Source organism: Tindallia texcoconensis, assembly GCF_055383815.1.
In genome coordinates, this window is record NZ_AP042431.1 from 2048021 (window position 1) to 2073787 (window position 25767).

At 39.8% G+C, this 25767-nt stretch carries 19 protein-coding genes; 15 read left to right on the plus strand and 4 right to left on the minus strand.

All coding sequences use genetic code 11. The annotated features are described in order from the left end of the window. Nucleotides 1-70 precede the first annotated feature (70 nt). The gene (locus ACZ47N_RS09185; protein ID WP_464886254.1) at nucleotides 71-715 is read right to left on the minus strand and encodes a helix-turn-helix domain-containing protein; all 645 of its coding nucleotides are present in this window, start codon (nucleotides 713-715) and stop codon (nucleotides 71-73) included. A gap of 354 nt (nucleotides 716-1069) precedes the next feature. Here ACZ47N_RS09185 and ACZ47N_RS09190 point away from each other — a divergent pair, with 354 nt between their 5' ends. The 6 genes from ACZ47N_RS09190 to ACZ47N_RS09215 all read left to right on the plus strand — a co-directional run bounded on the left by ACZ47N_RS09190 (nucleotide 1070) and on the right by ACZ47N_RS09215 (nucleotide 8990). Further along, nucleotides 1070-1984 (plus strand): glycyl-radical enzyme activating protein, encoded by a 915-nt coding sequence (locus tag ACZ47N_RS09190; RefSeq protein ID WP_464886255.1) that lies wholly within the window; start codon nucleotides 1070-1072, stop codon nucleotides 1982-1984. Nucleotides 1985-1988: 4 nt separating this feature from the next. After that, nucleotides 1989-4370, plus strand: coding sequence for a trans-4-hydroxy-L-proline dehydratase (hypD, locus tag ACZ47N_RS09195; RefSeq protein ID WP_464886256.1), 2382 nt, complete (start codon nucleotides 1989-1991; stop codon nucleotides 4368-4370). A gap of 52 nt (nucleotides 4371-4422) precedes the next feature. Then, the gene (gene proC / locus ACZ47N_RS09200) at nucleotides 4423-5217 is read left to right on the plus strand and encodes a pyrroline-5-carboxylate reductase (RefSeq protein WP_464886257.1); all 795 of its coding nucleotides are present in this window, start codon (nucleotides 4423-4425) and stop codon (nucleotides 5215-5217) included. Nucleotides 5218-5407: 190 nt separating this feature from the next. Further along, on the plus strand, nucleotides 5408-6010 hold the full coding sequence (locus ACZ47N_RS09205; RefSeq protein ID WP_464886258.1) for a xanthine phosphoribosyltransferase: 603 nt from the start codon (nucleotides 5408-5410) through the stop codon (nucleotides 6008-6010). 174 nt (nucleotides 6011-6184) lie between these two features. Next, nucleotides 6185-7999 carry a heme NO-binding domain-containing protein gene (locus tag ACZ47N_RS09210; protein WP_464886259.1) on the plus strand — a complete coding sequence of 605 codons (1815 nt, stop codon included), beginning with the start codon at nucleotides 6185-6187 and terminating at the stop codon, nucleotides 7997-7999. Nucleotides 8000-8138: 139 nt separating this feature from the next. Continuing rightward, nucleotides 8139-8990, plus strand: a complete 852-nt coding sequence (locus ACZ47N_RS09215; RefSeq protein WP_464886260.1) for an undecaprenyl phosphate translocase family protein — start codon at nucleotides 8139-8141, stop codon at nucleotides 8988-8990. 8 nt (nucleotides 8991-8998) lie between these two features. Here the strand turns inward: ACZ47N_RS09215 and ACZ47N_RS09220 are convergent, their stop codons facing one another. Then, on the minus strand, nucleotides 8999-11026 hold the full coding sequence (locus ACZ47N_RS09220) for a sigma-54 interaction domain-containing protein (protein ID WP_464886261.1): 2028 nt from the start codon (nucleotides 11024-11026) through the stop codon (nucleotides 8999-9001). Nucleotides 11027-11267: 241 nt separating this feature from the next. Here ACZ47N_RS09220 and ACZ47N_RS09225 point away from each other — a divergent pair, with 241 nt between their 5' ends. The 3 genes from ACZ47N_RS09225 to ACZ47N_RS09235 all read left to right on the plus strand — a co-directional run bounded on the left by ACZ47N_RS09225 (nucleotide 11268) and on the right by ACZ47N_RS09235 (nucleotide 14479). Continuing rightward, the gene (locus tag ACZ47N_RS09225) at nucleotides 11268-12452 is read left to right on the plus strand and encodes a M20 metallopeptidase family protein (RefSeq protein WP_464886262.1); all 1185 of its coding nucleotides are present in this window, start codon (nucleotides 11268-11270) and stop codon (nucleotides 12450-12452) included. A gap of 40 nt (nucleotides 12453-12492) precedes the next feature. After that, nucleotides 12493-13911 carry a YfcC family protein gene (locus ACZ47N_RS09230; RefSeq protein WP_464886263.1) on the plus strand — a complete coding sequence of 473 codons (1419 nt, stop codon included), beginning with the start codon at nucleotides 12493-12495 and terminating at the stop codon, nucleotides 13909-13911. A 175-nt stretch (nucleotides 13912-14086) separates the two neighbouring features. Then, nucleotides 14087-14479, plus strand: coding sequence for a hypothetical protein (locus ACZ47N_RS09235; RefSeq protein ID WP_464886264.1), 393 nt, complete (start codon nucleotides 14087-14089; stop codon nucleotides 14477-14479). Between the two features lie 5 nt (nucleotides 14480-14484). On the opposite strand, the gene ACZ47N_RS09240 is transcribed toward ACZ47N_RS09235, so the two are convergent. Continuing rightward, on the minus strand, nucleotides 14485-16269 hold the full coding sequence (locus ACZ47N_RS09240; protein WP_464886265.1) for a sensor domain-containing diguanylate cyclase: 1785 nt from the start codon (nucleotides 16267-16269) through the stop codon (nucleotides 14485-14487). 236 nt (nucleotides 16270-16505) lie between these two features. Here ACZ47N_RS09240 and ACZ47N_RS09245 point away from each other — a divergent pair, with 236 nt between their 5' ends. The 6 genes from ACZ47N_RS09245 (at nucleotide 16506) to ACZ47N_RS09270 (ending at nucleotide 24718) form a co-directional block, all read left to right on the plus strand. Continuing rightward, on the plus strand, nucleotides 16506-18200 hold the full coding sequence (locus tag ACZ47N_RS09245; RefSeq protein ID WP_464886266.1) for a tetratricopeptide repeat protein: 1695 nt from the start codon (nucleotides 16506-16508) through the stop codon (nucleotides 18198-18200). A 47-nt stretch (nucleotides 18201-18247) separates the two neighbouring features. Then, nucleotides 18248-18730 carry a zinc ribbon domain-containing protein gene (locus tag ACZ47N_RS09250; RefSeq protein WP_464886267.1) on the plus strand — a complete coding sequence of 161 codons (483 nt, stop codon included), beginning with the start codon at nucleotides 18248-18250 and terminating at the stop codon, nucleotides 18728-18730. Nucleotides 18731-18753: 23 nt separating this feature from the next. Continuing rightward, entirely contained in the window at nucleotides 18754-20247 is a 1494-nt protein-coding gene (locus tag ACZ47N_RS09255; RefSeq protein WP_464886268.1) for a hypothetical protein, read from the plus strand. Between the two features lie 20 nt (nucleotides 20248-20267). Beyond that, nucleotides 20268-21704 (plus strand): zinc ribbon domain-containing protein, encoded by a 1437-nt coding sequence (locus ACZ47N_RS09260; RefSeq protein WP_464886269.1) that lies wholly within the window; start codon nucleotides 20268-20270, stop codon nucleotides 21702-21704. Between the two features lie 362 nt (nucleotides 21705-22066). Further along, a complete protein-coding gene (locus ACZ47N_RS09265) occupies nucleotides 22067-23239 on the plus strand; it encodes an NAD(P)-dependent malic enzyme (protein ID WP_464886270.1) in 1173 nt (390 codons plus the stop codon). 81 nt (nucleotides 23240-23320) lie between these two features. After that, on the plus strand, nucleotides 23321-24718 hold the full coding sequence (locus ACZ47N_RS09270) for a DEAD/DEAH box helicase (RefSeq protein WP_464886271.1): 1398 nt from the start codon (nucleotides 23321-23323) through the stop codon (nucleotides 24716-24718). Here the strand turns inward: ACZ47N_RS09270 and ACZ47N_RS09275 are convergent, their stop codons facing one another. Continuing rightward, nucleotides 24719-25612 carry a sensor domain-containing diguanylate cyclase gene (locus ACZ47N_RS09275; protein ID WP_464886272.1) on the minus strand — a complete coding sequence of 298 codons (894 nt, stop codon included), beginning with the start codon at nucleotides 25610-25612 and terminating at the stop codon, nucleotides 24719-24721. Between the last annotated feature and the right edge of the window lie 155 nt (nucleotides 25613-25767).

Here is a 25767-nt window from a genome sequence, read left to right on the forward strand (position 1 = left end):
GATATAACGCCTAAGAAAGGAATAAAGTTTCAATGTCTATGATTTTTTAGAGAAAGTTTTAAATGATTGCTTATTCTCCTTTTTCTCCTTGGGCTTCTTGAGGTGGATGGAGGTGGTCTGATTCAGTTGCTCTTTTAAGGTTGCTTTTATTAAATGGATTCGGAATAGAGATGCATAGGAGTTTCACATTTTTATTCGTATCATTGGCCCAATTATGAGGAACGTCAGAAAAATACTGAGCCGAATCACCAGGATATAAATGATGCTTCTCATCCCGATAAAGAAGCGTGAGGATGCCCTCTAAGACATAGATAAACTCTTCTCCTTGATGAGGGTATGTTTGCAGGGCTTCATTCTTTTCAAAGCTAGGTAAGATTTCGATCAGCCTAGGATATAGGGAGTGGCCTGTATTGTTGGTACAGAGAGAGGTGACAATGTAATGTTCTCCAATAACGTCTAAAACTTCCTGCTCATAACTTTTTAAGACGATGGCATTTTCTTTAGCGTTACCTGGAAAGAAATAGCTTAAGCTCACATTGTAAACTTCTGCAATTTTCCCTAAGGTATCGACGGCAATGGTGTTAATTCCTCGTTCGAATTGTGATAGGTACCCTACAGATAAATTGGTTTTCTCGCTTAACTCTTTAAGGGTGATTTTATTTTCTTGTCGAAGGTGTTTTGCTTTTGCTCCTATTTGCGTTTCGATTTTTAGCATCGAATCTCTCCTTGCCAGTATTGTCGTGGGGAATAGGTGCTATGAATCTATTCCATCATGATTATACTATACCATGGCTATGAAACTCCAGAAAGGACTATAAAAACCCTAAAGCTGCAAAGAGGATTTTCATCAATGAACGATAAAACAAAGTTAAATTTCACTAATTAATTAAAAACAAGGAATAATTTTCACGTTATAGACATATACGCTTGACTATTTCATAACAGGTGGATATAATGATAATTAAGTAGCAAATAGGCGTGTTGTGGCTTAAAATGACAAATAATTAACAAAATAAGGTTTGCGAATCACCAAGTGCGCTGGGAGATCCGAGAAAGGGTGTGATTTCATATGGAAAAAGCATTCGTTTTCAATATACAACGTTTTTCCATACATGATGGTGACGGAATAAGAAGCACCATTTTTTTCAAAGGATGTGGGCTTCGCTGCAGGTGGTGCCATAATCCAGAAAGCCAAAGCTATGAAAAACAAGTTATGCGTTATGCAGAAAGGTGTACAACCTGCAGTCTTTGTATGTCAGCATGTACAAATCAGGCCATCAGCCTAGTGGGAGATAAGTTGGTGCTGGATCGTGATCGGTGCACATCCTGTGGCAAATGTCTGGATTATTGTCTGCATAATGCATTGGAAATGGCAGGAAAAGCCTATACGGTCCATCAATTGGTGGAGATTGTCAAAAGAGATAGAATACTATACGAAGAATCCGGCGGAGGCGTGACGCTTTCTGGTGGAGAAGTCATGTCTCAATCCATAGATTTTCTACTGGAGTTATGCAAGAAGCTAAAGAAGATTGGAATTTCTGTGGCTGTAGATACTTGTGGCTTGGGGCCCAAGGAGTCTTTTGTGAAAGTAGCTCCCTATGTAGATGCTTTTTTATACGATATCAAAACCTTAGACAATAAGAAACATCAAGAATTTGTTGGAAAAGGACTAGAAAAAATACTAGAAAATTTAAAAGAAGTGAACAAAACAGAGGCTCATCTCTTTATTAGAATTGCCGTTATTCATGGATTTAACGAAAAAAACCATGAAATGTTAAAAATAGCTCAGTGGTTGGTAGATCACAACATAAAGGTGCAAGGTATTCACCTGCTTCCTTATCATCCGGCGGGATCCGTCAAATATCATCGATTAGGACGAGTATATAACGAAGATGGCATAGGCACTCCCACAGAGAGTGAAATGCAAGCAATAAAGAGTATTTTTATGAACAAAGGATTTCAAAATACACAGATAGGGGGATAAAAAGATGGAAAGAAGAGGAATGAATGAAAGGGTAAAGAGGCTAAGGGAGCAAAGTGTTACCACAGAACCAAGGATTTATATGGAACGAGCTGATTTAATGACAGATGCCTATAAGCAATACGATGGAACGGTTTCTATTCCAGAAATGAGAGCCTTAGCATTTAAGTATTATATGGAAAACAAAAAGTTATGCATTAATGAGGGAGAACTAATTGTTGGCGAAAAAGGCGATGGGCCACAAAAAACACCAACTTTCCCTGAATTATGCTGTCATACCATAGAAGACATGAAGATTATGAACGAAAGAGAATTGATAGGTTTTAAGGTAACCGAAGAAGACCTTAAGAGACAAGAAGAAAAAATTATCCCCTATTGGGAAAAAAGATCTATTCGTCATCGGATCCTAACATCCATGAAAGATGAATGGAAAGATTGTTATGAACTAGGAATTTTTACGGAGTTTATGGAGCAAAGAGGTCCAGGGCATACAGTAGGATCTGTTGCCATTTATGAAAATGGTTTCAAAGACTATAAAGAAAAAATTAAAAAGCAGATTGAATCTCTAGATTATATGAAGGATCCAGAAGCCTATAAGAAGGCAGAACAACTAAGAGCCATGGATATTTCCTGTGATGCCATTATTATCCTAGGCGAAAGATATGCTGCTTTTGCCAGAGACATGGCAGCAAAAGAGTTGGATCCCATAAGAAAAAAAGAACTGCTGCAGATAGCAGAAAATTGCGAAGTCGTTCCTGCTCATAAACCAGAAACCTACTGGCAAGCCATTCAAATGTACTGGTTCGTCCATTTAGGCGTATGTACAGAGTTAAATCCATGGGATGCCTTTAGTCCTGGAAGATTAGATCAACATTTAAATCCTTTTTATCAAAAAGAAGTAGAAAAAGGAACCCTGGATGAAGAAAAAGCCTTAGAATTATTGCAATGTTTATGGGTTAAGTTTAATAATCAGCCAGCACCGCCTAAGGTAGGCATTACCTTAAAGGAAAGCGGTACCTATACAGATTTCGCGAACATTAATACTGGTGGCATTACAGCCGATGGGCAAGATGGAGTAAATGAAGTCAGTTATTTAATATTAGATTGTATGGATGAAATGAAACTTTTACAGCCCAGCTCAAATGTGCAGATAAGCCGTAAAACGCCCCAGCATTTCTTGAAAAGAGCCTGCGAAGTATCGAGAAGAGGATGGGGCCAACCAGCCTTCTATAATACGGAAGCCATTATGCAAGAGCTGTTAAATGCAGGGAAAGCCATAGAGGATGCCCGCCTGGGAGGAACCAGTGGATGCGTAGAAACCGGAGCTTTTGGCAATGAAGCGTATATATTGACTGGGTATTTTAATTTGCCCAAAATATTGGAAATTACGCTCCATAATGGCTATGATCCAGTAGGGAAAAAACAATTAGGGTTAAAATTAGGGAATGCAGAGGATTTTAAAAGTTATGAAGAGTTGCTGGAAGCCTATAAAAAGCAAATCAAACACTTTGTGGACATAAAGATTAAAGGATCTAATGTCATCGAAAGTATCTATGCCCATTATATGCCGGCACCGTTTTTGTCTGTCATTACCAATGATTGCATTGAAAAAGGAAAAGACTATAATGCAGGTGGTGCCCGTTATAATACCAACTACATTCAAGGAGTTGGTATTGGAACCATCACAGATTCCTTGACAGCTATTAAATACAATGTATACGATCACCAAAAATTCACAATGAAAGACTTGGTAGCAGCCATCAAAGACAACTTTCAAGGCCACGACCTTGTGTCCCATCTTGTGAAGAATAAAACTCCTAAGTATGGCAACGATGACGACTATGCAGATGAAGTTATGAAGCAAGTATTTCATGGGTATAAAGAAGCCGTTAATGGAAGACCCAATATGAAAGGTGGCGAATATCGGATCAATATGCTTCCAACCACTTGTCATGTATACTTTGGAGAGGTGATGTTGGCAAGTCCTAATGGACGCTTGGCTCATAAACCGCTTTCCGAAGGGATTTCGCCAGAAAAAGGAGCCGATACATTAGGCCCGTCTGCGGTTATTCGCTCAGCAGCAAAAATGGATCATTTAAACACAGGGGGCACCTTGTTAAATCAGAAGTTTACGCCTTCGGTTGTTCAGGGTCAAGAAGGATTAGAGAATATGGCAAGCTTGGTGCGAGCTTACTTTAATATGGATGGACACCACATTCAGTTTAATATCACAGATCGAGAGACCTTAATTAAGGCTCAGAAAAATCCAGAAGACTATCAAGATTTAATTGTGCGAGTGGCAGGGTACAGTGATCATTTCAGAAACCTAAGCAAAGTCCTTCAAGACGAAATTATTGGTAGAACAGAGCAGTCTTTTGACCAAGTATAAAGAATAAAGAAACCCTTTCACTCATAAAACTCAAGGAAAGGAAAGGATACGAATGAAACTGGGATTTATTGGTTGTGGCAATATGGGACAAGCCATGATGGCAGGAATCGTTGAAGGAAACCTGATTGATTCCAATGAAATCATGGCTTCAGACGGGTACAAACCAAGTTTGGAAAAAGTCGAAAAAGTCTTTGGGATCAAGACCACTATGGATAACAAAGAAGTGGCAGCTCAGAGTAACATCATTGTACTATCCGTTAAACCACCGCTTTATGATACTGTGATAAAAGAAATCTCACCGGTTATGGCAGAAGATAGCCTAATTGTAACCATTGCCCCAGGAAAGGAACTGGATGCCTTGGAAAAACAGTTTGGGAAACCTGTGAAAATTATTAGGACAATGCCAAACACTCCAGCCATGGTTGGAGAAGGCATGACTGCTATGTGTGCCAATGCCCATGTAGATCAAGAAGAAATAAATGAAGTGAAACGAATTTTAGAGGGCTTCGGCCGTGTAGAAATAGTATCAGAAGAGATGATGGATGGGGTTGTAGCCGTTAGTGGTAGTTCGCCAGCCTATGTGTTTATGCTTATTGAAGCCTTGGCAGATGGAGCTGTGCTCCAAGGTATGAGTAGAGCTCAAGCTCAAGGTTTTGCCGCCCAGACAGTCTTGGGGAGTGCTAAGATGGTATTGGAGACAAATCTTCATCCTGCGGCTTTAAAAGACATGGTTTGCTCTCCTGGTGGGACTACCATAGAGGCCGTAAGAACCCTTGAAGCAAAAGGATTTCGAAGTGGAATTATCGAAGCCATGGCTGCCTGTGCAGAACGATCGAAAAACATATAAAAGCCTAAAAAAAGAGTGGTATCAATATCACCGCCTTCAAAATGAGGGCGGTTTTTTCTTGTTTTTAAGGAAAAAAGAAGAAAAATAAAATAAAAGATTTGAAAGTGATCAATGAACTGATATGATGAAGTAATAGATTTTTTAATTCAAACACCTTCGTGGATAAGGAAAAAAGAAAGGAAGGCTTACAATGAAACAAACAGAATCCGATTATGAAGTGCTTCGAGATACCCTACTGTCCCAAGGAAGAGTGCTGGGAAAAGACATATTAAAAGTCGATAGCTTTTTAAACCATCAATTAGATGTGGATGTTTTGAATGCCATCGGGAGGCTGTTCTATCATAAGTTCGGACATTTAAGCATTGATAAAATACTGACTGCAGAAGTTTCTGGAATTGCGATTGCTGCCATTGCAGCCCAGTATTTCAAGGTTCCAGTTGTTTTTGCTAAAAAAACCTTATCTAAGAATTTAGACCCAGAAACCTGGGAAGGAAGCGTCTATTCTTATACAAAGCAACAAGAATACCAGATTCGAGTAGCCAGACGCTATCTGGGAAAAAAAGACAAAGTACTCATATTGGATGATTTTTTAGCCAATGGACAAGCTATTCAAGGAATGAAACAGATTATTGATGGAGCACAAGCTGAGCTGATGGGGACCGGTGTGGTCATAGAAAAAAGTTTTCAGCCAGGAAAGGAAATGCTGCTTAAAAAAGGAGTGGAGGTTCATGCCCTCATAAAAGTAGCATCCCTGGAGCAGCAGAAAATACAGTTGGACCCTTTGGAAGGCTAATGAATACAGTGCTTTTCAAGAGAATGCAATACTTAAGATTGAGAACCTGAGCTTAATGAAGTATAATGAAATTATAGGCAAAAATTATTGAAGACTTACGAATCCGAGGATATCAATAGAATATCAAGCCAGAGGCATGTTTAGGCTAATGAGAAAGGTGAAAGGGTGGAGACATTGAAAGGTACTGTTGTGAACGTTTGGATCAATACCATGAGCAAGCTATACGGAGAAGAGACGAAAAATAAGATACTATTGGAAGAAGGATGGAATCCTCAAAAAGTCATTACACCACTAGAAGAAATTGAAGACAAACAAATTTTTCGCTTAATAGCTGCTTTTGCCAAGAATGCAGGGATTACTCCAGAAGAGCAGTGGAAAAAATTAGGCCAAAACAATATTCCTGCTTTTTATGATTGGTTTCCATCATATTTTAGCACCAGCAGTGCCATGAATTTTCTTCTATTGATGGATAAAGTTCATCTTCAGTTAACCAAAATGATTCCTGGAGCTCATCCACCACGGCTTATTCCAGAAATGATCGATGACTATACCATGGGGATGACCTATAAGTCCAAAAGAGGATTGCATCATTACCTATTAGGGTTGTTAGAAGGAGTAGCAGAGCATTTTGGTGAAAAGCTGAAGACGGAGGTAGTGAAGGAAAACAAAAAAGAAGATGGCACCTATGAAGTAGAATTACATATTGTTTTTGAAAAAACCTCTCTTCATCGGAAACGCTATCCATTTTCACAGTTGCTTTCTTTTGGTGTCTTTAAAAATCTTTCCTTTAAGATTGTCTTGATTCCAAGCTTAGTAGCTCTTTTATTGGTGTTTTTACTAAATGGGATGCAGAGTATTCCATTGTTGATTGGGGTGCCGACCCTCCTACTTCTATCAGGTTTATGGACAGGTACCATTGTAACAAAGCCTATGATGGCCATGCAGGAAGAGTTAGAATCTATGAAAACCATGGATTTTTCCAATAGCCTGAGGGTTCAAACCGGTGATGAAATCGAAACCCTATATCAGCAGACTACAGCAGTTAAAGAAGCACTACGCGAAGAATTTACGTATTATAAAGGTGGAATGGATGATCTGTATTCCTTTATTGATAAGTTCAGTGGTGTGGCAAACAATATGAGCGATATGGCCAATACCATTGCCGATGCAGTTCAGGAAGTAGCAGAAGGAGCCGTACATCAAGCTACAGAAACAGAAAGTTCTGTGGCATTGTTGTCAGAAAACATCGAAACCCTTAACGAAATCAGTCAGCAGGAGCTAGAAGGAAAAGATAGCCTAGAAGCAGCAGTGAATCAGATAGAAGTATCCTTTACAGATTTAGAAGCTGTTTCAGAAAACATGAATCAAGTCAAAGAGCAGTTTGCTCATGTGAATAAACAAGGAACCGATTTGGGCCATAAAGTAAAAGATATTATTACTATTGTAAGCACCGTGGAGAGTATTGCAGAGCAAACCAATTTATTGGCATTAAATGCTTCTATTGAAGCAGCACGAGCTGGCGAAATGGGTAGAGGATTTAGTGTAGTAGCAGAAGAAATACGAAAACTGGCAGAAGATTCAAAGGAAGCCGTTAACACCATTAATGTCAGTTTAAATCAATTTATTGAAGAGGTTAATCAGATGGTGGGGCAGGTAAATCAACAATTTATCCGCTTAGACGAAGGAACTAAAACCATGAATCATGTAACAGAGGAGAGTCGAAAAGCCTCTACTCGAATCGAAGAAGTATCCGATACGATTGTGGATATTTCTAAACGACTTTCTTCAGAAACAAATCGAATTAACCAAGTTTTTGATAATATGAACACCTTGGCGGCCATTGCAGAAGAAAATTCGGCTACTTCGGAAGAAATGAGCGCCAATGTTACTAGTTTCTCTGGGGAAATCAGAAAGTTGACCAATAATATTGATGATCTAGAAAAAGTAGTGCTTTTTCTTAAAAAAGAACTGGAACGCTATCAGATATAAGGATAGAGAAGGATGTGCTTTATATAAAGAACAAAAAACCTGAAGGAGACAAATGGCTCTTTCGGGTTTTTGTGTGAGGAGAATCATTTTTTATACAGGGATAGAGCCAGGCTGAAAATATGTTTAGGGGACCGTTAAAATGAAAAATGAAATGAAAAAAGGAATGGAGATTGGCAGGAATCAAGTTTTGTTATTGATAAAAGGAATGGTTCTAGGCATGGGTATTATCATTCCTGGTATTAGTGGTGGAACAATTTTAATTGCCTTCGGGATGTATGAAAAAATCTTAGAAGATATATGGAAATTAAATATCAAGCCGTATCTAATGTTGGTATCTGGGGCAGTGTTAGGTGTCTTTATAGGGAGTTTTTTATTTTCCTTCCTATTCCAGTTCTATGGAAACCCAACGAAAGCCTTTATTTTGGGATGTCTATTAATGTCCATTCCTTTTATACTAAAAAGAAGTAGTGGCTATTCAAAAAAAAACCTGAGTTTACTTCTACTGGGCGCTTTGTTGGCATATGCCTTGACAAGGATGCCTACCCTAATGGATGGTGGCAACTTATCCTTTAAGGACGTTTTCTTGGGAGGAATACTTGCCAGTGGCACCATGATGATTCCTGGAATTTCTGGCAGTTCGGTGTTGATCGTTTTAGGAATGTATGAAGCCATGCTGAAGGTGATCAATGAATTGATGGTGCCTTATTTAAGCGTCTTTATTCTTGGAGCGTTTTTGGGAGCTTTCCTATTGGCGAAGCTATTGAAAACTATTTTTGCTACCCATCAATCAGAAATATTATTCTTTTTCTCTGGTTTGATTCTAGGATCAGCTACGATGCTCTTTCCAGAGACCCCTTCAGCCTCAGCGGCAGGAGCCTTTTTAATAGGCGCTGGGATCGTGTATCGATGGGGAAATTATAAGTATCGCAAGAACAGTCCTTTGATGGCTCGAACCATAAAACGGCTTAAGGGGAAAGGCTCTAACAAATAAGTCTTATGCTAGATAGAGCAAGAAAACTTAGTGGTAGAATTGGCTGATAGCTGACGCGCTAATTCAAATCCTGTTTGTGTTAAAGAGGAGCCTTGTCTTCCTTTACCGATTATAATGAGTCCTTCTGATTCAAGTCGAGTTAATTGGTTGCGAACAAATCTTTCGGTGATGGAGAAGCCATGATGCTTCAAGAGTTGCAACAGTGTTTTTCGGCCAGTTTTAAGATGGAGTTGTTGGCGATTTAAAAAAAGCAGAAGAACAACAGTATCTATGTCGGAAGAGGGCACTGAAACTGGATGGATAGGGGAATTATCTAGAAAACTAGGTGGTAAATCAGAAGGTTGAATGCAGGCACCGCTCATTTGAGACAAATACTCTGCAACATTTCGAAGTTCTCTAATATTTCCTGGCCAATCATAAGTAATTAAAAGGTCCATCAAGGAAGTCGAAGCTTTTTTATGACAATGCAATCCTTCTAATAGATGCTGAAACAGCACAGGGATATCTTCTTTACGCTCCCTTAAAGTGGGTAAGTGGAGTGGGAAAACATTTAAACGATAATAAAAGTCCCATCGGACCTCATTATTTTGAGCCAACTGGAGCAAATTTTTATTGGTAGCAGCGATGATTCGGACATCCACACTTCGAACCCTGTTACTTCCTAAGCGTATCACTTCTTGGGATTCTAGCACTCGCAGCAATTTTGCTTGTAGTGGAAGGCTCAGATCACCAATTTCATCAAGGAATAAAGTGCCTAAATGGGCATCTTCAAACAACCCAGATCTACCTGATTTAGAGGCACCTGTAAAGGCTCCACTTTCATAGCCGAACAATTCGCTCTCGATTAAACTTTCTGGTAAAGCAGCACAGTTAATAGCGATGAAGGGAAATTTTTGCCTCTTACTTTCGTTATGAATGGCTTGGGCGAAGAGTTCTTTACCTGTTCCACTTTCTCCAGTAATAACAATGGTCGAGTCAATAGCGGCCATTTTTTTTGATGCATTTTTAGCCTTTTCTATGGGCAAACTAGAACCCAAAATGCTATCGAAAGTATACTTGGCAGTATGTCCTTTTTTTAGAGTGTTCTGTCTCACTTGCTCCTCTAGCTTACGTAGTTCAGTGACTTTCTTTAAGGTGACAATACTACCGATTTTTTCATCAAAAATATGAGTAGGTCGGGAGGAAAGGATTAATTGTTCATTTCCAACATGAATAAGGTAGTTGTCAACAGGATTTTCTGATGTTTCAAAAGGCAATTGAAGTACATTGTTGAGGGGCTGTTGATACAAGGCCTCTTTTTGTTGATCAAGGATTTCTGCGGCTTTATCATTCACCATCGTAATGTGATTGTTATTGTTGGTTCGAAGGACCCCTTCATCAATTAAATCTAAAACAGCTTGCATTTCATATTGGTTAGCAACGTTTTCACCTAAGAGGGAATGAATGCCAGTTTCGTTAGTTACCACTTGTTTCTCATAGTGGTAAAGAATTCTATTTTTAACAGATTGATCGATGCTGAGATTTTCTAATATTTCATTGATGGTTCCTAGAGAATAGACCATATGTCCAATATTGTAGGTGTGAGCAACAAAATCTGGCACCAAATTAACCTCATTGGTGGTGATAGCTGTATTGATTTTTAGTGAGGTTGAGGAATCAGGATAATGAGGGTAGAGTTTGAAATTGAATCCTAAGGCATAAATTAAAGCAATCGTTTCGAAGGTAACATCAATTCCATTGTTAACCACAAGGATGTCTTGATCCGAAGGGATACTCTTTAAAATTCGGTAATTTTCACGGGAGAAAGTTCGAGTGATCGGAATAATTTTAGTTGTAGGATGAATGAAAGATTTCATTTCATTGGCAATAAAAGGGGTGGAAATAAGAAAAATATCTGGACAGATAGGGTCAGGTTGTGGATCAGATAGATTATACGAACGAATGGTAACGTCTGACCCTAGAATATCTCTCAGAAGATTTTCATAAAAAAATCTTGAATAATTGAACTTGGCACCAATACCGATTTCTTGTTTCACGATCAAAACTCCTATTCTTTAAAGATAGATGACCAGGTTGAAAAAGAACAATAGGCAGAATGGGACTTTTGGGACCAGATTTAGCCTATTAAGTCCAGTTTATCATAAAAAAGAGGATAATTGCAGTAAAAGAGAGGGGAATAAGCCTTTTTTAAATATGGATTTTTGGCATGTGAATTGCATTATAGAGAGATGATTCGAAAAAATAAGTTTTTTCGAAAAAACTAATAGGAGGGCACATATGGAGAGGGAAACTTTATTCAAAGAAGTGTTACAAGAAGCAGATACGATTATTAGTTGGAGAAGGCATTTTCACCAGCATCCAGAAGTAGGTTTTGATGTTGAAAAAACAGCTAACTTTATAGGGCGACATTTAGAAATGTGGGGATTGGAGGTGAGGGAAAATATTGGGAAAACAGGTGTTGTTGGAAGGCTCAAAGCCAGTGGTGGAGGAAAGACTATTGCATTAAGAGCAGATATGGATGCACTGCCCATTCAAGAGGAAACAGAGACAGTCTATCAGTCTAAAATAACTGGGAAGATGCATGCTTGTGCCCATGACGGTCACATGGCTATGCTACTTGGAGTTGCCAAAGTAATGGCCCAACACAAGGAATGGCTGAAAGGCGATTTAGTATTTGTGTTTCAGCCAGCAGAAGAAGGGCCATCGCCAGGTGGTGCAAAACTAATGATTGAAGAAGGCGTGTTGGAAGGAGTTGATGTTATATATGGGGCGCATCTACACTCCTTGAAACCAGTTGGAACCGTGGGAATTAACCTGACAAACATGATGGCTTCAACGGACAACTTTTCTATAGAAATGATGGGGAAAGGGGGACATGCTGGACTGCCCCATGAATCCATTGATGCGATATCAATGGCCTTTAGGATGTACCAAGAAATTCAGTTGCTGATGAGCCGTCATCAGGATCCCTTAGAACCGCTGGTTATTAGTGTAGGGACCATTCATGCTGGTGTCGCTACCAATGTCATTGCAGACAAATCGGTGATGACAGGAACCATCAGAACTCAATCCCAAGCCATTCGTGAAAAAACACTTGAGCAGTTGGAAACCAAAGCGAAATGGATTGCTGAAGGTCTGGGGGGCGGATGTCGAGTAGAAATAGAAAGAGGCTTACCACCATTGGTGAATCATAAGACCCATGCCATGCAAGTAAAAACGGCTGCAGGGAAAGTAGTCGGAGATGAAAATGTTTATGTATTAGAAAAACCAAACATGGGAGCCGAAGATTTTGCCTACTATCTAGAAAAAATTCCAGGAGCCTTTTATTGGATTGGTGCAGGAAACAAAGAAAAAGGAATGGACTACGTGATGCATCATCCAAAATTTGATTTTGATGAACAAGCATTGGTGATGGGCACACAAATTTTCATCCAAAACATCATAGATTCATGGGAAACTTAATCCTTGGGAGATCCTAGAAGACCATAAAGGAGAGGGTATCATGTTATTTAAAAGACAAAAGAAAAAAGAAAGAGCTTTTCCCCACTTATTTGTTATCCTGATCAGCGTTATTATAATGGCGACAGTATTGACGTACGTCATTCCAGCGGGTAATTATGAAAGAATGGTAGATGAAGCAACAGGTCAAACGATTATTGATCCAGCTTCTTTTGAATATGTGGAACAAACACCAGTAGGTCCGTTCTCTATGCTGCTAAGCGTTCAAGAAGGCTTAATTCAAGCGGCTCCTATTACTTTTTTGGTATTTATGGCCTTTGCATCTTTGTACTTGGTGCAGGAAACGGGTGCAGTGGATGCCAGTATAGCTTTAATGGTAAGAAAAACAAGGCAAAACCCAAAAGTAGCTAATATTACCATTGCTCTTATTATTTATATATTAGCGGCTTGGGGATCCACAGGTACAATTTCTTATGAGCAAATTATAGCGTTTATTCCAATATTTTGCACCTTAGCCATTGCTTTAGGATATGATCCCTTAGTTGGCCTTGGTATGTCTTTTCTACCAGTGGGAATGGGTTTTGCGTCCTCGACGGTAAATCCGTTTACCATTGGAGTGGCCCAAGGTATTGCTGAGTTGCCACTTTTTTCAGGTATTATGTTTAGGCTGGTAGTTTTAGTGGTGATGAGTACTTTAACAGTGGTATACGTGCTTTGGTATGCAAAGCGTGTGAAGAAAGATCCGACCAAAAGCATTGTAGCCGGAATGGATTTTGGTGAATTAGAAATTGATGAGACCAGACTATCCACAGAATTTACAGGGGCAAGGAAGTGGACGCTGGTCATCTTGCTCTGTGGTGTGGGAATTATGGCCTATGGCCTTAGTACACAAGGATGGTATATCAATGAAGTAGCATCTATCTTTGTTGCTATTTCCATTATTTCCGGATTTGTTAATAGATGGAGTCCTAATAAAATTGCAGAAATATTTGTAGAAGGCCTTTCAAAAGGAGTGCTTTCTGCCTTAGTGGTGGGTGTAGCTCGTGGGATTTTGGTTGTAATAAGTAAAGGGAATATTCTAGATACGATTATTTACGCGGCATCAACCCTATTAACAAATTTTGGGCTGTATTTAAGTGGCATTGGCATGTTGATTGTACAGAGTTTATTAAACTTCTTAATTCCTTCTGGCAGTGGACAGGCAGCAACGTCCATGCCTATTATGGCACCATTGGCCGACTTAATAGGCATGAACAGACAAATATCCGTATTGATTTTTCAATTTGGAGATGGGTTTTCCAATTTAATCTGGCCTACCAGTTTCATTCTAATTGCATGCTCCTTAAGTAAAGTCCCCTTGAGCAAATATTATAAATTTGTTCTGCCTTTTCTAGGGATCGCATTTATTTTTCAAGTATTATTCATTATGCTGGCAATTCACATTAATTATGGACCCTTTTAAGAAAAAATAGAAGCAAAACTTGTCTAGGGACTTCATCTCAGAAATACGCTTGCGTAATCTTGGTTCGTATATCATAATAGAAGTATCGAGGCAAAAGAGATGGATATGAATTTTGCTTGGAATGCGATATTTTATGACGAGCAGCGTATAACACAGACAGAGAGAAGGGGTTTGGATGAACTGGATACAGCGTTTTATGATTGGGAGGCATGGTGCAGATCAGCTTTCTGCTTGTTTATTGATTTTATCCATTATTTCAATGTGGATTGGTAGGCTTGTTGGAATAGGTCTGATGGCCACGGTAGGTTACCTTTTACTGGGATTTGGATTTTATAGAATCTTATCGAGAGATCTTGGAAAACGCCGCAGAGAAAATAACGAGTTTCTTCAGAAAAGCGCTCCCCTAAGAAGGAAGCTAGGGTTTTTGACAAGGAGTATGAAGGAAGGAAGTAGTCATCGTCACTACGTGTGTACCCAATGCAATAAACAGCTTCGGGTGCCACGAAACAAAGGAAAAAAAGTGATAAAAGTGGTATGCCCTGCTTGTCGCAATCAAATGAAAAAATAACTACTTTAATCCGTTGATATTACCAAATTCCCACCTCTCTTCTTTGCTATATAGAGGCGTTGGTCTGCCTTAGAAAGGAGATCGTTGGGGTGGGATGGATCTAATTGAGCAATGCCACAGCTTAAGGCCATATGCAGTTGATGGGTTCCGAAGCGGGTAGAGGCTACCTTTTTTCTAATGCGTTCAAATACAAAAGCTCCTTCCTCTAGCTTAGTTTCAGGAAGCACTACGGCAAATTCGTCGCCACCATAGCGGCCCACAATGTCCGTATCTCGGCAATTACTTTTAAGTAATTCCGCAAGCTGTATTAAGACTTGGTCCCCGATTCCGTGGCCATAGGTATCGTTGATATCTTTGAAGTTATCAAGATCGATCATTCCAACACAAAGATCACGGTGGTAGCGTAGAGCGGCCTTCGTCTCCCATTCTAGGGACTGATGAAAATGCTTATGGTTATATAATTTAGTTAATCCATCAATCTTAAGTAATTGTGACAAAAGATAATTCTGTTCTTCTAGCTTTAATTTACTTTCCTCTAGTTCAGTAGTGACGGTTTCCGTTAAATGAGTAAGTGCTTTCACAATGCGGATGTAATGATGATCAACCGGAGAGTTGACATAAAAGATGTCCATGGGACTCTCTTTTTTTTGTGATATTTTTTCCTCGGAAAGAAGGGTGACGGTCATGGTCATATTCAACAAGTGATGCCGTTGGTTTAGATGATAGAATTCGCCGTAAGTAAAAAGACCTGTCAAAGGTGCTTGTTGCGCCAGAGGAAGTAGTTCGGCAGCGGCCTGGTCTTGAAGCAAAGATTTTCGTGCAGCACAGGAAAAAACCAGAACCCCCTGTGGTTCAAAAGAAGCGGCTTGGCGGCAATCTTCTTCCAAACTTTCAAAAATCAAAGGAATATGGCCATAGCTGAAATGAACTTGTTCACCAGTATGGATATCCCCTGCATAATGAATGCCGCCATTCGTATCTTGACCAATGACACCTCTAGTAATTTTCATGCCCTTTCGTTGGAAAAACAGTGGGAATTCGGTTCCGCCTTGTTCGGTTAGCTTATTGGTAATATCATGGCCTAAATAACGTTGGTATACCTGAAGAGCAGGTTCGCCATCAATGGTGTTGACAACGTTTTCCTTTGCGTCGGTGATGGTCATAGCTTTGCCGATTTTTTTCCAGTTTAGACGATAAAACTGGTGGACTCGAAGAGCCTCACCATTGAGAGCGATGGCAACCGTCCCTTTTTGAAAGGCTTTGGCTCCATAAAAAATAGAAGTATGCATAAATCGAAGTCCATCGCCAGCTTTTCCTCCGGCCACAGGCAAGTCTGGTGCCAAAGCAGATAACTCATCTAAAAGATGATGGGCATCTGTATGGAATCCATCTGTAAACAAAAGCAATAGGCCTGTGTCTGGAGTAATAAGATCTTTGTGGATTTGGTGGGCAGTTTCTGAGGGGGTAAATTTTTCTAAAGGATAAACGCCTCCCATAGGAACCGTAGCATCAAATTGGAGAAAAGAAAGAAGGATGTTTTTATCCTCGATTTTTCCATGATTAAAAGCACCAGCAGTAGTTACACCAGCAATCACAGACTTTGGAAGAAGTTGCTTGAGCTGGCGAATAACTTGGAGCACTTGTTCTTGTTCTTCTGTGTTATTGCGGTACGCTTTTGGATCACAATCACTAAAGACAAGAACCACTAAATTGTCATCAAGGATATCCTGTTTATGAATCATCGCTGTAAGGTTATCGCCAGGTTGGTAAACGGAATTAAAGAGTTTCATCTATTTCCAACTCCCCAAAGAAAAAAATAGGTCTTTATTACTAAGTATAGCATAAAAGGATTTTGTTGTAATGGGTTTATGAAGAAACTGACTACAAAGATCCGCAGGGTTCCAAGAATGGCTGTTTACAAGATCAAAGGATTCATATAGAATAATTTTTTGATGGTACACAAGCCCTTGATGAATAGGCGATAAGAATCCTTAATAACGAGAAAACGTGGGAAGAGGAGGTAAAAATGATAAAGAGACTAAGTAAAAAAGTGGTTTTGATGATAGGGTGTGTGATATTGTTGGCTGGTTGCAGCAACTCTCTGGAAAAAGCCATGGAAGAAGCCCAGAACTTACTGGATACAGGACAATACCAAAAAGCAGTAGAGCAGTACGAGGCCTTAATAGAGGAGTATCCTGAAGAAGAGACGGTATATTCTGGAATGGCAAGGGCTCTGAAGGGACTTGGAAACCTTCAAGAAGCCGCAGAAACCCTAGAAAAAGGAAAGGAGTTCTCTGATAATCCAATAGACCTGAGCAAGGAAGTGGCATCTCTTTATGAACAATTAGAAGACTACGAAAAAGCATTACCATTATATTTGCACATATTGGAAGAAGAAGATTCAGAAGAAATAATGATTCATACGGCTGTTGCTTACGCAAAGTTAGGAGAAAGCCAAAAGGCACAGGAACTTATTAATAGGATTACACCAGAAAATCTGGAAAACCCGGAAACCCTGGGTTTGCTCATGCATTACTACTTAGGTGAAAGTCGATTGGAAGAGGCAGCGGATATTGCGAAAATAGGCCAGCGAATAGATGAAAAAAACCATGGTTTTTTAAGTGTGATACAGATCATGGAAGGATGGCCAAATTACTACCTTATCGATATGAAAACCGCCGATTATACTGGGGATGATAGACAAGAATCTGCATTTTTGCTGAGCGATGCCCCACAAAATTCCCATGCATCAGAACTACTACTGCTTATTACAGAATCAGATACTGGAAAGGTCATGGATAGATATCAAGGCGCAATAGGTGGGTATCCATGGGCGTTGACGGTACATGATTTTACGGGCAACTCGGCAGCGGAGATCTTAATGGCGGCACATAGTGGTGGGAGTGGAGGAGGTATTTTTTATAACCTCATTAGCTTTGAAGGTGCTGAAATGAAAGAACTGAAACGACCAGCGCCAACTCTGAACCATCGTTTTAAAGATAATTATAGGGCCGTTATTTCCTCGCCAGAAGTTGGAGAAAGCTATTCCTTTAAGCTAAACAACTCTCAGCATTATGAAGACGTAGGAGCTTATTTTCAAGGGGTTGTCATTGATCCTATCATGAATGGCTTTGCAAGGTCCTTTAGGCTAAATCCTTACTTTTCAGATCATGAAGGCAGATATGGCTTAGAATATGTTGCACCACTGGTAGCTGGTCCTGCCCTGGCAGATGAAGTGGCAGATGTACATCTATATTTTCTGTGGAAAGATACGGGATGGCAAGCAGTAGCCATGGAAGTGAAACCTTATCATGGAGAAGCTGAAAAAATCCCCTATGATTCCTTGGAAACCTCCGAAGCGGATGGGAATTTGATGCAGCTTTTGGGAAAAAGCCTCAAGGAAATTTTAGAAAGCTACGGCAATCCTGTGGATACAGGCTGGTGGCGAGGAGATTACTACAGTTTTGATGGCTTTACGGTAGTGGTAGATGATAGAAATAATGTAGGAATGGTTATGGTGGATGAATGGATGGGCGTATCTCGAGGCGATCATGTGAGTAGCGTAAAAGAGATATTAGGGACCCCAACCATAGAGGAAGTAGATGATATGGATTTTTATGAACATTACCTTATTTATGAAATAGGAGATAGATATGTCGTTCATTTTAATGCGGATATTTACAGTGGAGAGATTTACAGCATTCTAATGATGTTGGATTAAGAAACTTATTTTTAAAAACCCTAGGAGCGGAAGGAAAGGATGATTTGATGTCGAATTTTCAGTCAAAAATGGAAGAAGGACTCTCAAAATTTCAAGGTGGGGTAGAGCAAAGCAAAGCAAAAATCTCGACTCTGCAGGAATTGGCTCGGTTAAAGAAGTCCCTGAAAGAAAGCTCTGAGGAAAAAGCGATGCTTTTATTAGAATTGGGAGAATTAGCACATCTGAGGATACGAGAAGAAAAAATTAAAGATCCGGATATGTTAGAAGTCACAGAAAAAATCTGCCAAAAAGATCAAAAGATGTATCAATTGCAAAAAACAATTAGCCAGCTAACGGAAAAACAAGAAGAAGATAAAACATGTCAATGCGGAGCTCAGATTACAGAGACAGATAAGTTTTGCGGAGAATGTGGTACACGAGTGAATCAAGTGGAGAAGGCAGAGGAAGTGGCGGTAACAACTTGCGCGACTTGCGAAATGGAAGTTTCTGCGGCAGGTAAGTATTGCAATTGCTGCGGAGCTATTTTATAAAGTTGAAGACAGGAGGTGAAACTTTGTATTGTAAAGTATGTGGACATAAAAATGAAGGAACCGCATTATATTGCAGCCATGATGGTGTCGCATTGGGAGGAGAATCTGGGAAAATTCGATTTAGTGAAGGGCTGGCTGGATTCTGTAATGGATGTGGCGAAAAGAACCAATCAAGCCATATATATTGCAGCAGTTGTGGGAAGTCTCTGAGGAAAGCCCATGCAGAGCAGGATAATCGTGAAACCATCACAAAAGGCGTTACGAAGATATCAACCATAAAAAAACCGGATATCACCAATGTGGCCAAAGGCATTAACGGAAGCGCCATTAGAGCTGTGATTCCAGGAGCGGCACTAGCGGCAGGCATTGTTTTGGTCTTATCTTTTATTATTGGAAGTGTTTTAACAGAAGGAATCAACCAGGTCCTCTACGAAAGCCTACGCTATGATAGGGACTTGGCTTTTATCATACAGGAAATGAATCCTATTAGTGCAGCAGGCATTTTAATGTACGCAAACCTTGTGGCATCAAAACTTGCAATGAGCGTTGAGTGGTTTGCTGGTCCGGCTATCTCTGGAACACTGTCTATGAAAGCAGGGCTATATATTTTATTATTAGTGCCACTTATTGGTCTTATTAGTGGTGGATATGTCAACAGGAAAAAACAAGGAGATATCAGTAGTACAGAAAAATTGGTCTTGTCCATTACCACAGGAGTTCTTTATGCAGCATTTTTGATCCTGATATCGTTTTTTGCAAAAAACTCCCTCAACATGCCAGCTGAAGGGCTGAAAGTTTCTTTTGGGTATTCTTTTTTAGGAAGCATATTCAGTGGACTTTTCCTTGGAAGCCTCTTTTCTTATATAGGCATGGAGTTGGCAGAAAAAAAGGCATCTAAAGAGGCTTCTCAAATCCAAGAGTCAAGGTTGGGGAAATCACTTTTCCTTGGAATGGAAACGGTTCTTTTAGGCTTGGCTTTATCGATTGTCTTTGTGTTTGTGTTGTTGCTGATAGAAGAGGGAGGATCCATACTGGATGAGCCTGTTCTTTTGATGGTGTTACTACCTCAAATAGGGGCATATTTCTTTAATATGGCAAATTTAGGATCCTTATCCATGAGTTCTTCAGTAATGAGTTATGAATCATATAAGATTTCTCTTTTTGGTGAAAGCGAAGCCATGGGTGGCTTTGTTCCGATGATGGGAGAAGTAGGGATTTTGAGATTTGCCATTCTCCTTATTCCTTTGATTTTATTGGTTAAAGCTGGGAAAAAAATGACCTCAGACTCAGCAGAAGAAGGATTGAAACCCATCCTTCTATTCAGTGCGGTTTATGCAGGCTTTATGTCTATATTAGCCCATTTAACAAATCTTAATGTGAGTGGATCGGGTCAAGTGTTTTCATCTGCACATATGGGGAACGTAAGTTTTTTTGTTGGGTTTTCCCCAGTACCGTTGTTTCTAACTGCATTTTTAATGGCCGTAGGCCTATCGTTTGTTGGGAATAAATACCTATAAAGCCAAAGGAGAGGATACTATTGAAGTTTTGCACCAAATGTGGAGAACAAGTGGATCCAAACAAGAATGCTTGCGATGCTTGCGGTGAAGTTATTAAGGAAAAAAAAGAAGAAAAAATTGAAAAAAAGCCGTTGAACACGCGGAAAATATCTTTTACACTTTCGAAAAAACATAAATGGATAGCAGGGATTCTTGCTTTCTTATTGGTGATTGGCTTTGCGGGTATTCGGATTGGAGGTTCCCTAACATCGCCGGAACGTTTTGTAGATAAATTTCAACAAGCTTTGATAGAAGAAGATATGGAAGCTCTTCAAAGCTTCGTTTACTCCAGCGATCCTAGGGTAACAGTAGATGAAAATAGTTTAGGGGCATTTGTTCAATACCTAAAGGATCATCCATCTGTTTTTGGCAACCTAATAGATGATTTGATGATGCAAGCTGAAGCATTACAAATACAAGAAGGTGAGGAAGAAGAAAATCCGTCCTATGCAAGGGATTATTCCTTATTAAGGCTGGAGAAAACAGGAAAACAAATGTTGTTTTTCAATCGTTATCAAGTGGAACCAATGACATTTTATATGGTGCTATCTACCAATCAGGAAAATGCAGCATTATATATCAATGATGAACATGTAGATACGGCTAATCAGGAGAATTTTGAAAAGGAATATGGTCCTTTTTTACCAGGATATTATCAATACAGAGCTGTGTTAGAAGGCGATTATGTAGAGTTGGAAACAGAGAAAGAAGAAGCTGTTTTTGATCCATATTATCAAAAGGTATATATTGATTTGTCTCTTCATGGAAATTATATTAACCCAGTGAGCAATATGAATCGTGCTACGTTGGTAGCAAATGGCCAAGATACTGGTTTGCTAATTTCTGAGACCAGTAGCTTTGGTCCGGTTTCAACAGATGGTAGTTTGGAGCTGCAGGCAACCGTCGAATTGCCTTGGGAAGTCTTGGTTAGTGAGGAAATAGTTGTGGAGAACCAATCGCGGGTGGATCTTCCTTTAGAACCCTTAACAGATAAGCTAACCATGGATTTGATGGAAGTAGTGAATGAATATATGCTGACTAGAATAGAGGCTTTAAAAGAACAAGATACTTCAGGTATAAAAAATGCAACAGAAGAGATACTGGCGGAAACCAGAGACATATACGTAAATTATCAAGAAAAAGGATATGATTTTGACGGGAATCTGCTGCATATGCGTTACGACCTTAACAGTTTTTCTTTCCGAGAGCAGCAGGGCCAGTACACTGTAACCGTAAATCTTCAAGTTGACATGGAGAGTAGCTGGCATGTATCTGGAGAAGAATATTCTCTTTCGGAAAAAACCGAGAATTACACCATCACCCTTGGTTATTCAGAAGAAGAAAGTAGCTGGATGGTGAGTAATGTTAGTTCTGCTTGGAGAATCAATACAAGCAATGTAGAAGAGTTTTCATTTTAAAAATGCTTTGTTAGAAAAGAAGATTGGTTTGAGACCATCCTGATGCAGTAGGATGGTCTTTTGCATATATGAAAGAAGAAGGCTGATGAAAACTTTCTGTTTTCAAGATGTGAAGCCTTGGGATATTCAAAGGCCAATCCACCAGAATGGTAACCATAGTTTAAAAAAACAATAGGAAAAAGTAGAGATTTAGTACATGAGCTAAGGTGTTAAGCAGATAAAGATGGTATAATAGCCACAGGCCACTGTTGGAGGATTGGCGTCGCAAGGCATAATTAGCGATATATAAAGATCGTTTTATACCATAACCAATACAAGTATAGCATCCCAAAATCAAACAACTGAGAGGAGATGAGATTGAAATGAATACAAAGGAAAAGAGTTTGAAGCTGCACGAAGAAAACAAGGGAAAAATCCAAGTGACCTCCAAGGTAAAAGTAGAAAATAGAGAAGATTTGAGCTTAGCCTATACTCCTGGGGTTGCTGAACCTTGTCGCAAAATTCATGAAGAAAAATGTCGTGTATACCAATATACAGCAAAAGGAAATATGGTAGCCATCGTTACGGATGGAAGCGCCGTATTAGGATTAGGAGATATTGGTCCAGAAGCCAGTCTTCCGGTAATGGAAGGAAAAGCCATCTTGTTCAAGGAATTTGGGAATGTGGATGCCTTTCCAGTATGCCTTGATACCAAGGATTCAGATGAAATTGTTAAAACTGTTGAGTATATGGCACCGGTTTACGGTGGTATTAATCTGGAAGATATTGCGGCCCCTCGATGCTTTGAGATTGAAGAAAAGCTTAAAAAAACCTTGGATATTCCAGTTTTTCATGACGATCAGCATGGGACAGCAGTAGTCACCCTGGCAGGTACCATTAACGCACTGAAGCTAGTAAAAAAAGAATTTAAAGACTGTCGTTTTGTCATCACAGGTGCTGGTGCTGCAGGTGTAGCCATTGCCAAATTGCTTCATCATATTTGCGTCAAAGATATCTTTCTGCTTAATCGAGATGGCATTATTTGTGAAGGCCAACAACATAAAAACCCATATGTGGCCGAAATGGCAGCCATCACCAACCGAGAAAAGCGCCAGGGTGGCCTGAAGGAAGCCTTTAAAGGAACGGATGTATACATTGGTGTTTCTGGACCAGACATGGTTACGAGAGAAATGATCGCAGACATGAATAAAAATGCCATTGTCTTTGCCATGGCAAATCCAATTCCAGAAATCATGCCGGAAGAGGCAAAAGCCGGCGGAGCAGTAATCATTGGTACCGGCCGTTCCGACTTCCCGAATCAGATCAACAATGTATTGGCTTTTCCAGGAATTTTCAGAGGTGCTTTAGACGTTAGAGCTTCTGATATTAACGAAGAAATGAAAATCGCTTCAGCACAAGCCATTGCCAATATCGTTACAGATCATGAGCGAAAACCAGAATACGTGATTCCAGATGCCTTTGACACCCGTGTAGTAAAAGAAGTTGCAAAGGCCGTTGCAGAAGCAGCAAAAAAAACAGGAGTCAATCGAATATAAACTCATTCCTTCTCCTTTATGATATAATGGAGCGACGCATTTTCACGAAATTGAAAAACAAAGAGAACAGGAGATTGTATAATGGCATCAAGCTTTAAATCCTTGGGTATTAATAGACAGTGGATAGAAAAATTGGAGAAGGAACAAATTACGGTTCCGACTCCTGTACAGGAAAAAGCCATCCCTTCTTTGCTAGAAGGAAAAGATGTGATCGCACAAGCACAAACAGGAACAGGAAAAACCTTGGCTTTTTTACTTCCAATAATGGAAGGGATCAATACGGAAAAAGCCCAGGTACAGGCTTTGGTCGTCACACCAACAAGAGAACTGGCGATTCAAATTACGCAAGAAGCGAAAAAATTGACAGAAGGAACTGAAGTTCGGATTTTAGCAGCCTATGGCGGTCAAGATGTTGAAAAACAGTTGCACAAACTGAAGGGAAATATTCATTTGGTTATTGGGACGCCAGGAAGATTACTGGATCATATGCGTAGAGGAACACTAGTCCTTAAGAGCCTAAGAATGCTCGTGTTAGACGAGGCAGATCAGATGCTTCATATGGGTTTTTTGCCGGATGTAGAGGCGATTTTAAGCCACACTTCGAAAGAGCGGCAAACCATGCTATTTTCTGCTACTATTCCAGCTGGTGTCAGAAAGTTGGCTGGAAAAGTCACCAGAGACCCACGAAATATCAGCATAAAGAGTGAAACAGTAACACTGGATGCCATCGCTCAATTGGTGGTAGAAACAACAGATCGGAAAAAACAGGAAGCCCTCTGTCAAGTCTTAGGGGAACAGAGACCCTTTATGGCCATTGTTTTTTGTCGAACCAAACGAAGAGCCCATGCCCTCAATATGGCTTTACAGGAGTGGGGCTATCTGTCAGACGAGCTTCATGGAGATCTGACCCAAGGAAAAAGGGAAAAGGTCATGAAATCTTTTCGAAAGCTAGAATTACAACTTTTAGTGGCTACAGATGTGGCAGCTAGAGGATTGGATATTGATGGAATCACCCATATCTATAACTATGACATGGTGCAAGATGTTGAAAGCTATATTCATCGAATCGGGCGTACCGGTAGGGCTGGAGAAGTGGGTATGGCTGTGACGTTTGTGACCCCTAGAGACAGAGACTCTCTTCATTTGATTGAAAAAGGGATTGGGATGAAACTGGATAGAAGACAGATTGGCATGGAAAATCATCAAGACCGAAAACCAGAAAAGCCAAAGCATTCCAGCAAGCCAGAAAAGCCAAAGCATTCCAGCAAGCCAGAAAAGCCAAGATACTCCAGTAAGGAAGAAAAACCAAAGCGTTCCAGTAAGCCGGAAAAGTCAAAGTATTCCAGTAAGCCAGAAAAGCCTGGAAGACCAGAGAAAAAAACAGGAAAGTTTTCCCCTGGATATGAAGGAAAAAGCAGTGGAAAACCTCGAGGAAAAAAAGAAAATCCAAGTAGAAAAAAAAGTCGAAGACCAAAATAATTATGGTTCTTGACGAAAGGGATTGCGGCGAATTCTTCGCTGCTTTTTTTCTTCGTACATTTTTTTGTCGGCAACAGAAATCAGTTTATCTGCATCTTTGCCATCTTCAGGGAAAGAGGCAGTTCCCATACTGGCTAAGATGTTCAACGTCTTAGTGCCGAGTAGATAGGGTTTATTCAAGGCGTGTCGAAGGCTAGTTTCGAGGGCTTGACTAATACAGTGGTTTCCTTCTTCTACTAATAAAAGAAACTCATCGCCCCCAATACGAGCGACTTCACCATTTTCGCCAATAGTGGTGTTTAATCTTCTAGCGGCTTCCTTTAAAACCTCATCGCCAGCTTCGTGGCCATAGGTGTCATTGATTTCTTTAAACTCGTCTAAATCCAAATAAAACAGCACAAAAGGGTGCTGATCTTGCTGAATTTGTTCATGAATACGTTCATAAATATATTTTCGGTTATAAAGATTGGTCAGGGGATCTATATGAAGTAATCGGTTCATTTCTCGAAGCGTTTCTTCTTCCACACGAATATCCCGATACATGGCAAAGAGACCTTGTACTTTTCCATCAAGAATAACAGGGCTTCCCACCGCTTCTACGTCCAAAAGAATCCCATCTTTGTTTTGTCGCTTTGTTTTACTTCGCATGGTATTTTTTCCGAAAATAATACGTTTATAAGTAGTGGCTTCCAGCTCATAGGTTTCTGGAACAATCAAATCATTAATGAAAAAACCAATGGCTTCTTCTCTTTTATAGCCAAAAAGTTGTGAGAACTGGAGGTTTATGTCCAAGACGATTTCCTGCTTATCCAGAATAGCCGTTGCAAATAAAGAGCGTTGAAACAATTGTTCTAAAAACTTTGCTTTATGATCTTGAAACCACTGAGCATTCACAGCAGCCACCCTTTCTGCTAAAAAGCCGAATATTCTTTAAGCATTATACCCAGTTCAAGAGGAATTATGCGAAAGATCTGAAAGTTTAGTGAGTAATGGATAGGGTGTGGTAGAATAGGATGAACAACATAGAGAACTCCTGCAGAAACATAGAA

Coding starts and splice junctions, on each gene's coding strand:
- ACZ47N_RS09250 (WP_464886267.1), top strand. CDS start 18,248: ATGTCGAATTTTCAGTCAAAAATGGAAGAAGGACTCTCAAAATTTCAA.
- ACZ47N_RS09270 (WP_464886271.1), top strand. CDS start 23,321: ATGGCATCAAGCTTTAAATCCTTGGGTATTAATAGACAGTGGATAGAA.
- hypD (WP_464886256.1), top strand. CDS start 1,989: ATGGAAAGAAGAGGAATGAATGAAAGGGTAAAGAGGCTAAGGGAGCAA.
- ACZ47N_RS09215 (WP_464886260.1), top strand. CDS start 8,139: ATGAAAAATGAAATGAAAAAAGGAATGGAGATTGGCAGGAATCAAGTT.
- ACZ47N_RS09185 (WP_464886254.1), bottom strand. CDS start 715: ATGCTAAAAATCGAAACGCAAATAGGAGCAAAAGCAAAACACCTTCGA.
- ACZ47N_RS09230 (WP_464886263.1), top strand. CDS start 12,493: ATGTTATTTAAAAGACAAAAGAAAAAAGAAAGAGCTTTTCCCCACTTA.
- ACZ47N_RS09225 (WP_464886262.1), top strand. CDS start 11,268: ATGGAGAGGGAAACTTTATTCAAAGAAGTGTTACAAGAAGCAGATACG.
- ACZ47N_RS09205 (WP_464886258.1), top strand. CDS start 5,408: ATGAAACAAACAGAATCCGATTATGAAGTGCTTCGAGATACCCTACTG.
- ACZ47N_RS09190 (WP_464886255.1), top strand. CDS start 1,070: ATGGAAAAAGCATTCGTTTTCAATATACAACGTTTTTCCATACATGAT.
- ACZ47N_RS09235 (WP_464886264.1), top strand. CDS start 14,087: ATGAACTGGATACAGCGTTTTATGATTGGGAGGCATGGTGCAGATCAG.
- proC (WP_464886257.1), top strand. CDS start 4,423: ATGAAACTGGGATTTATTGGTTGTGGCAATATGGGACAAGCCATGATG.
- ACZ47N_RS09240 (WP_464886265.1), bottom strand. CDS start 16,269: ATGAAACTCTTTAATTCCGTTTACCAACCTGGCGATAACCTTACAGCG.
- ACZ47N_RS09245 (WP_464886266.1), top strand. CDS start 16,506: ATGATAAAGAGACTAAGTAAAAAAGTGGTTTTGATGATAGGGTGTGTG.
- ACZ47N_RS09265 (WP_464886270.1), top strand. CDS start 22,067: ATGAATACAAAGGAAAAGAGTTTGAAGCTGCACGAAGAAAACAAGGGA.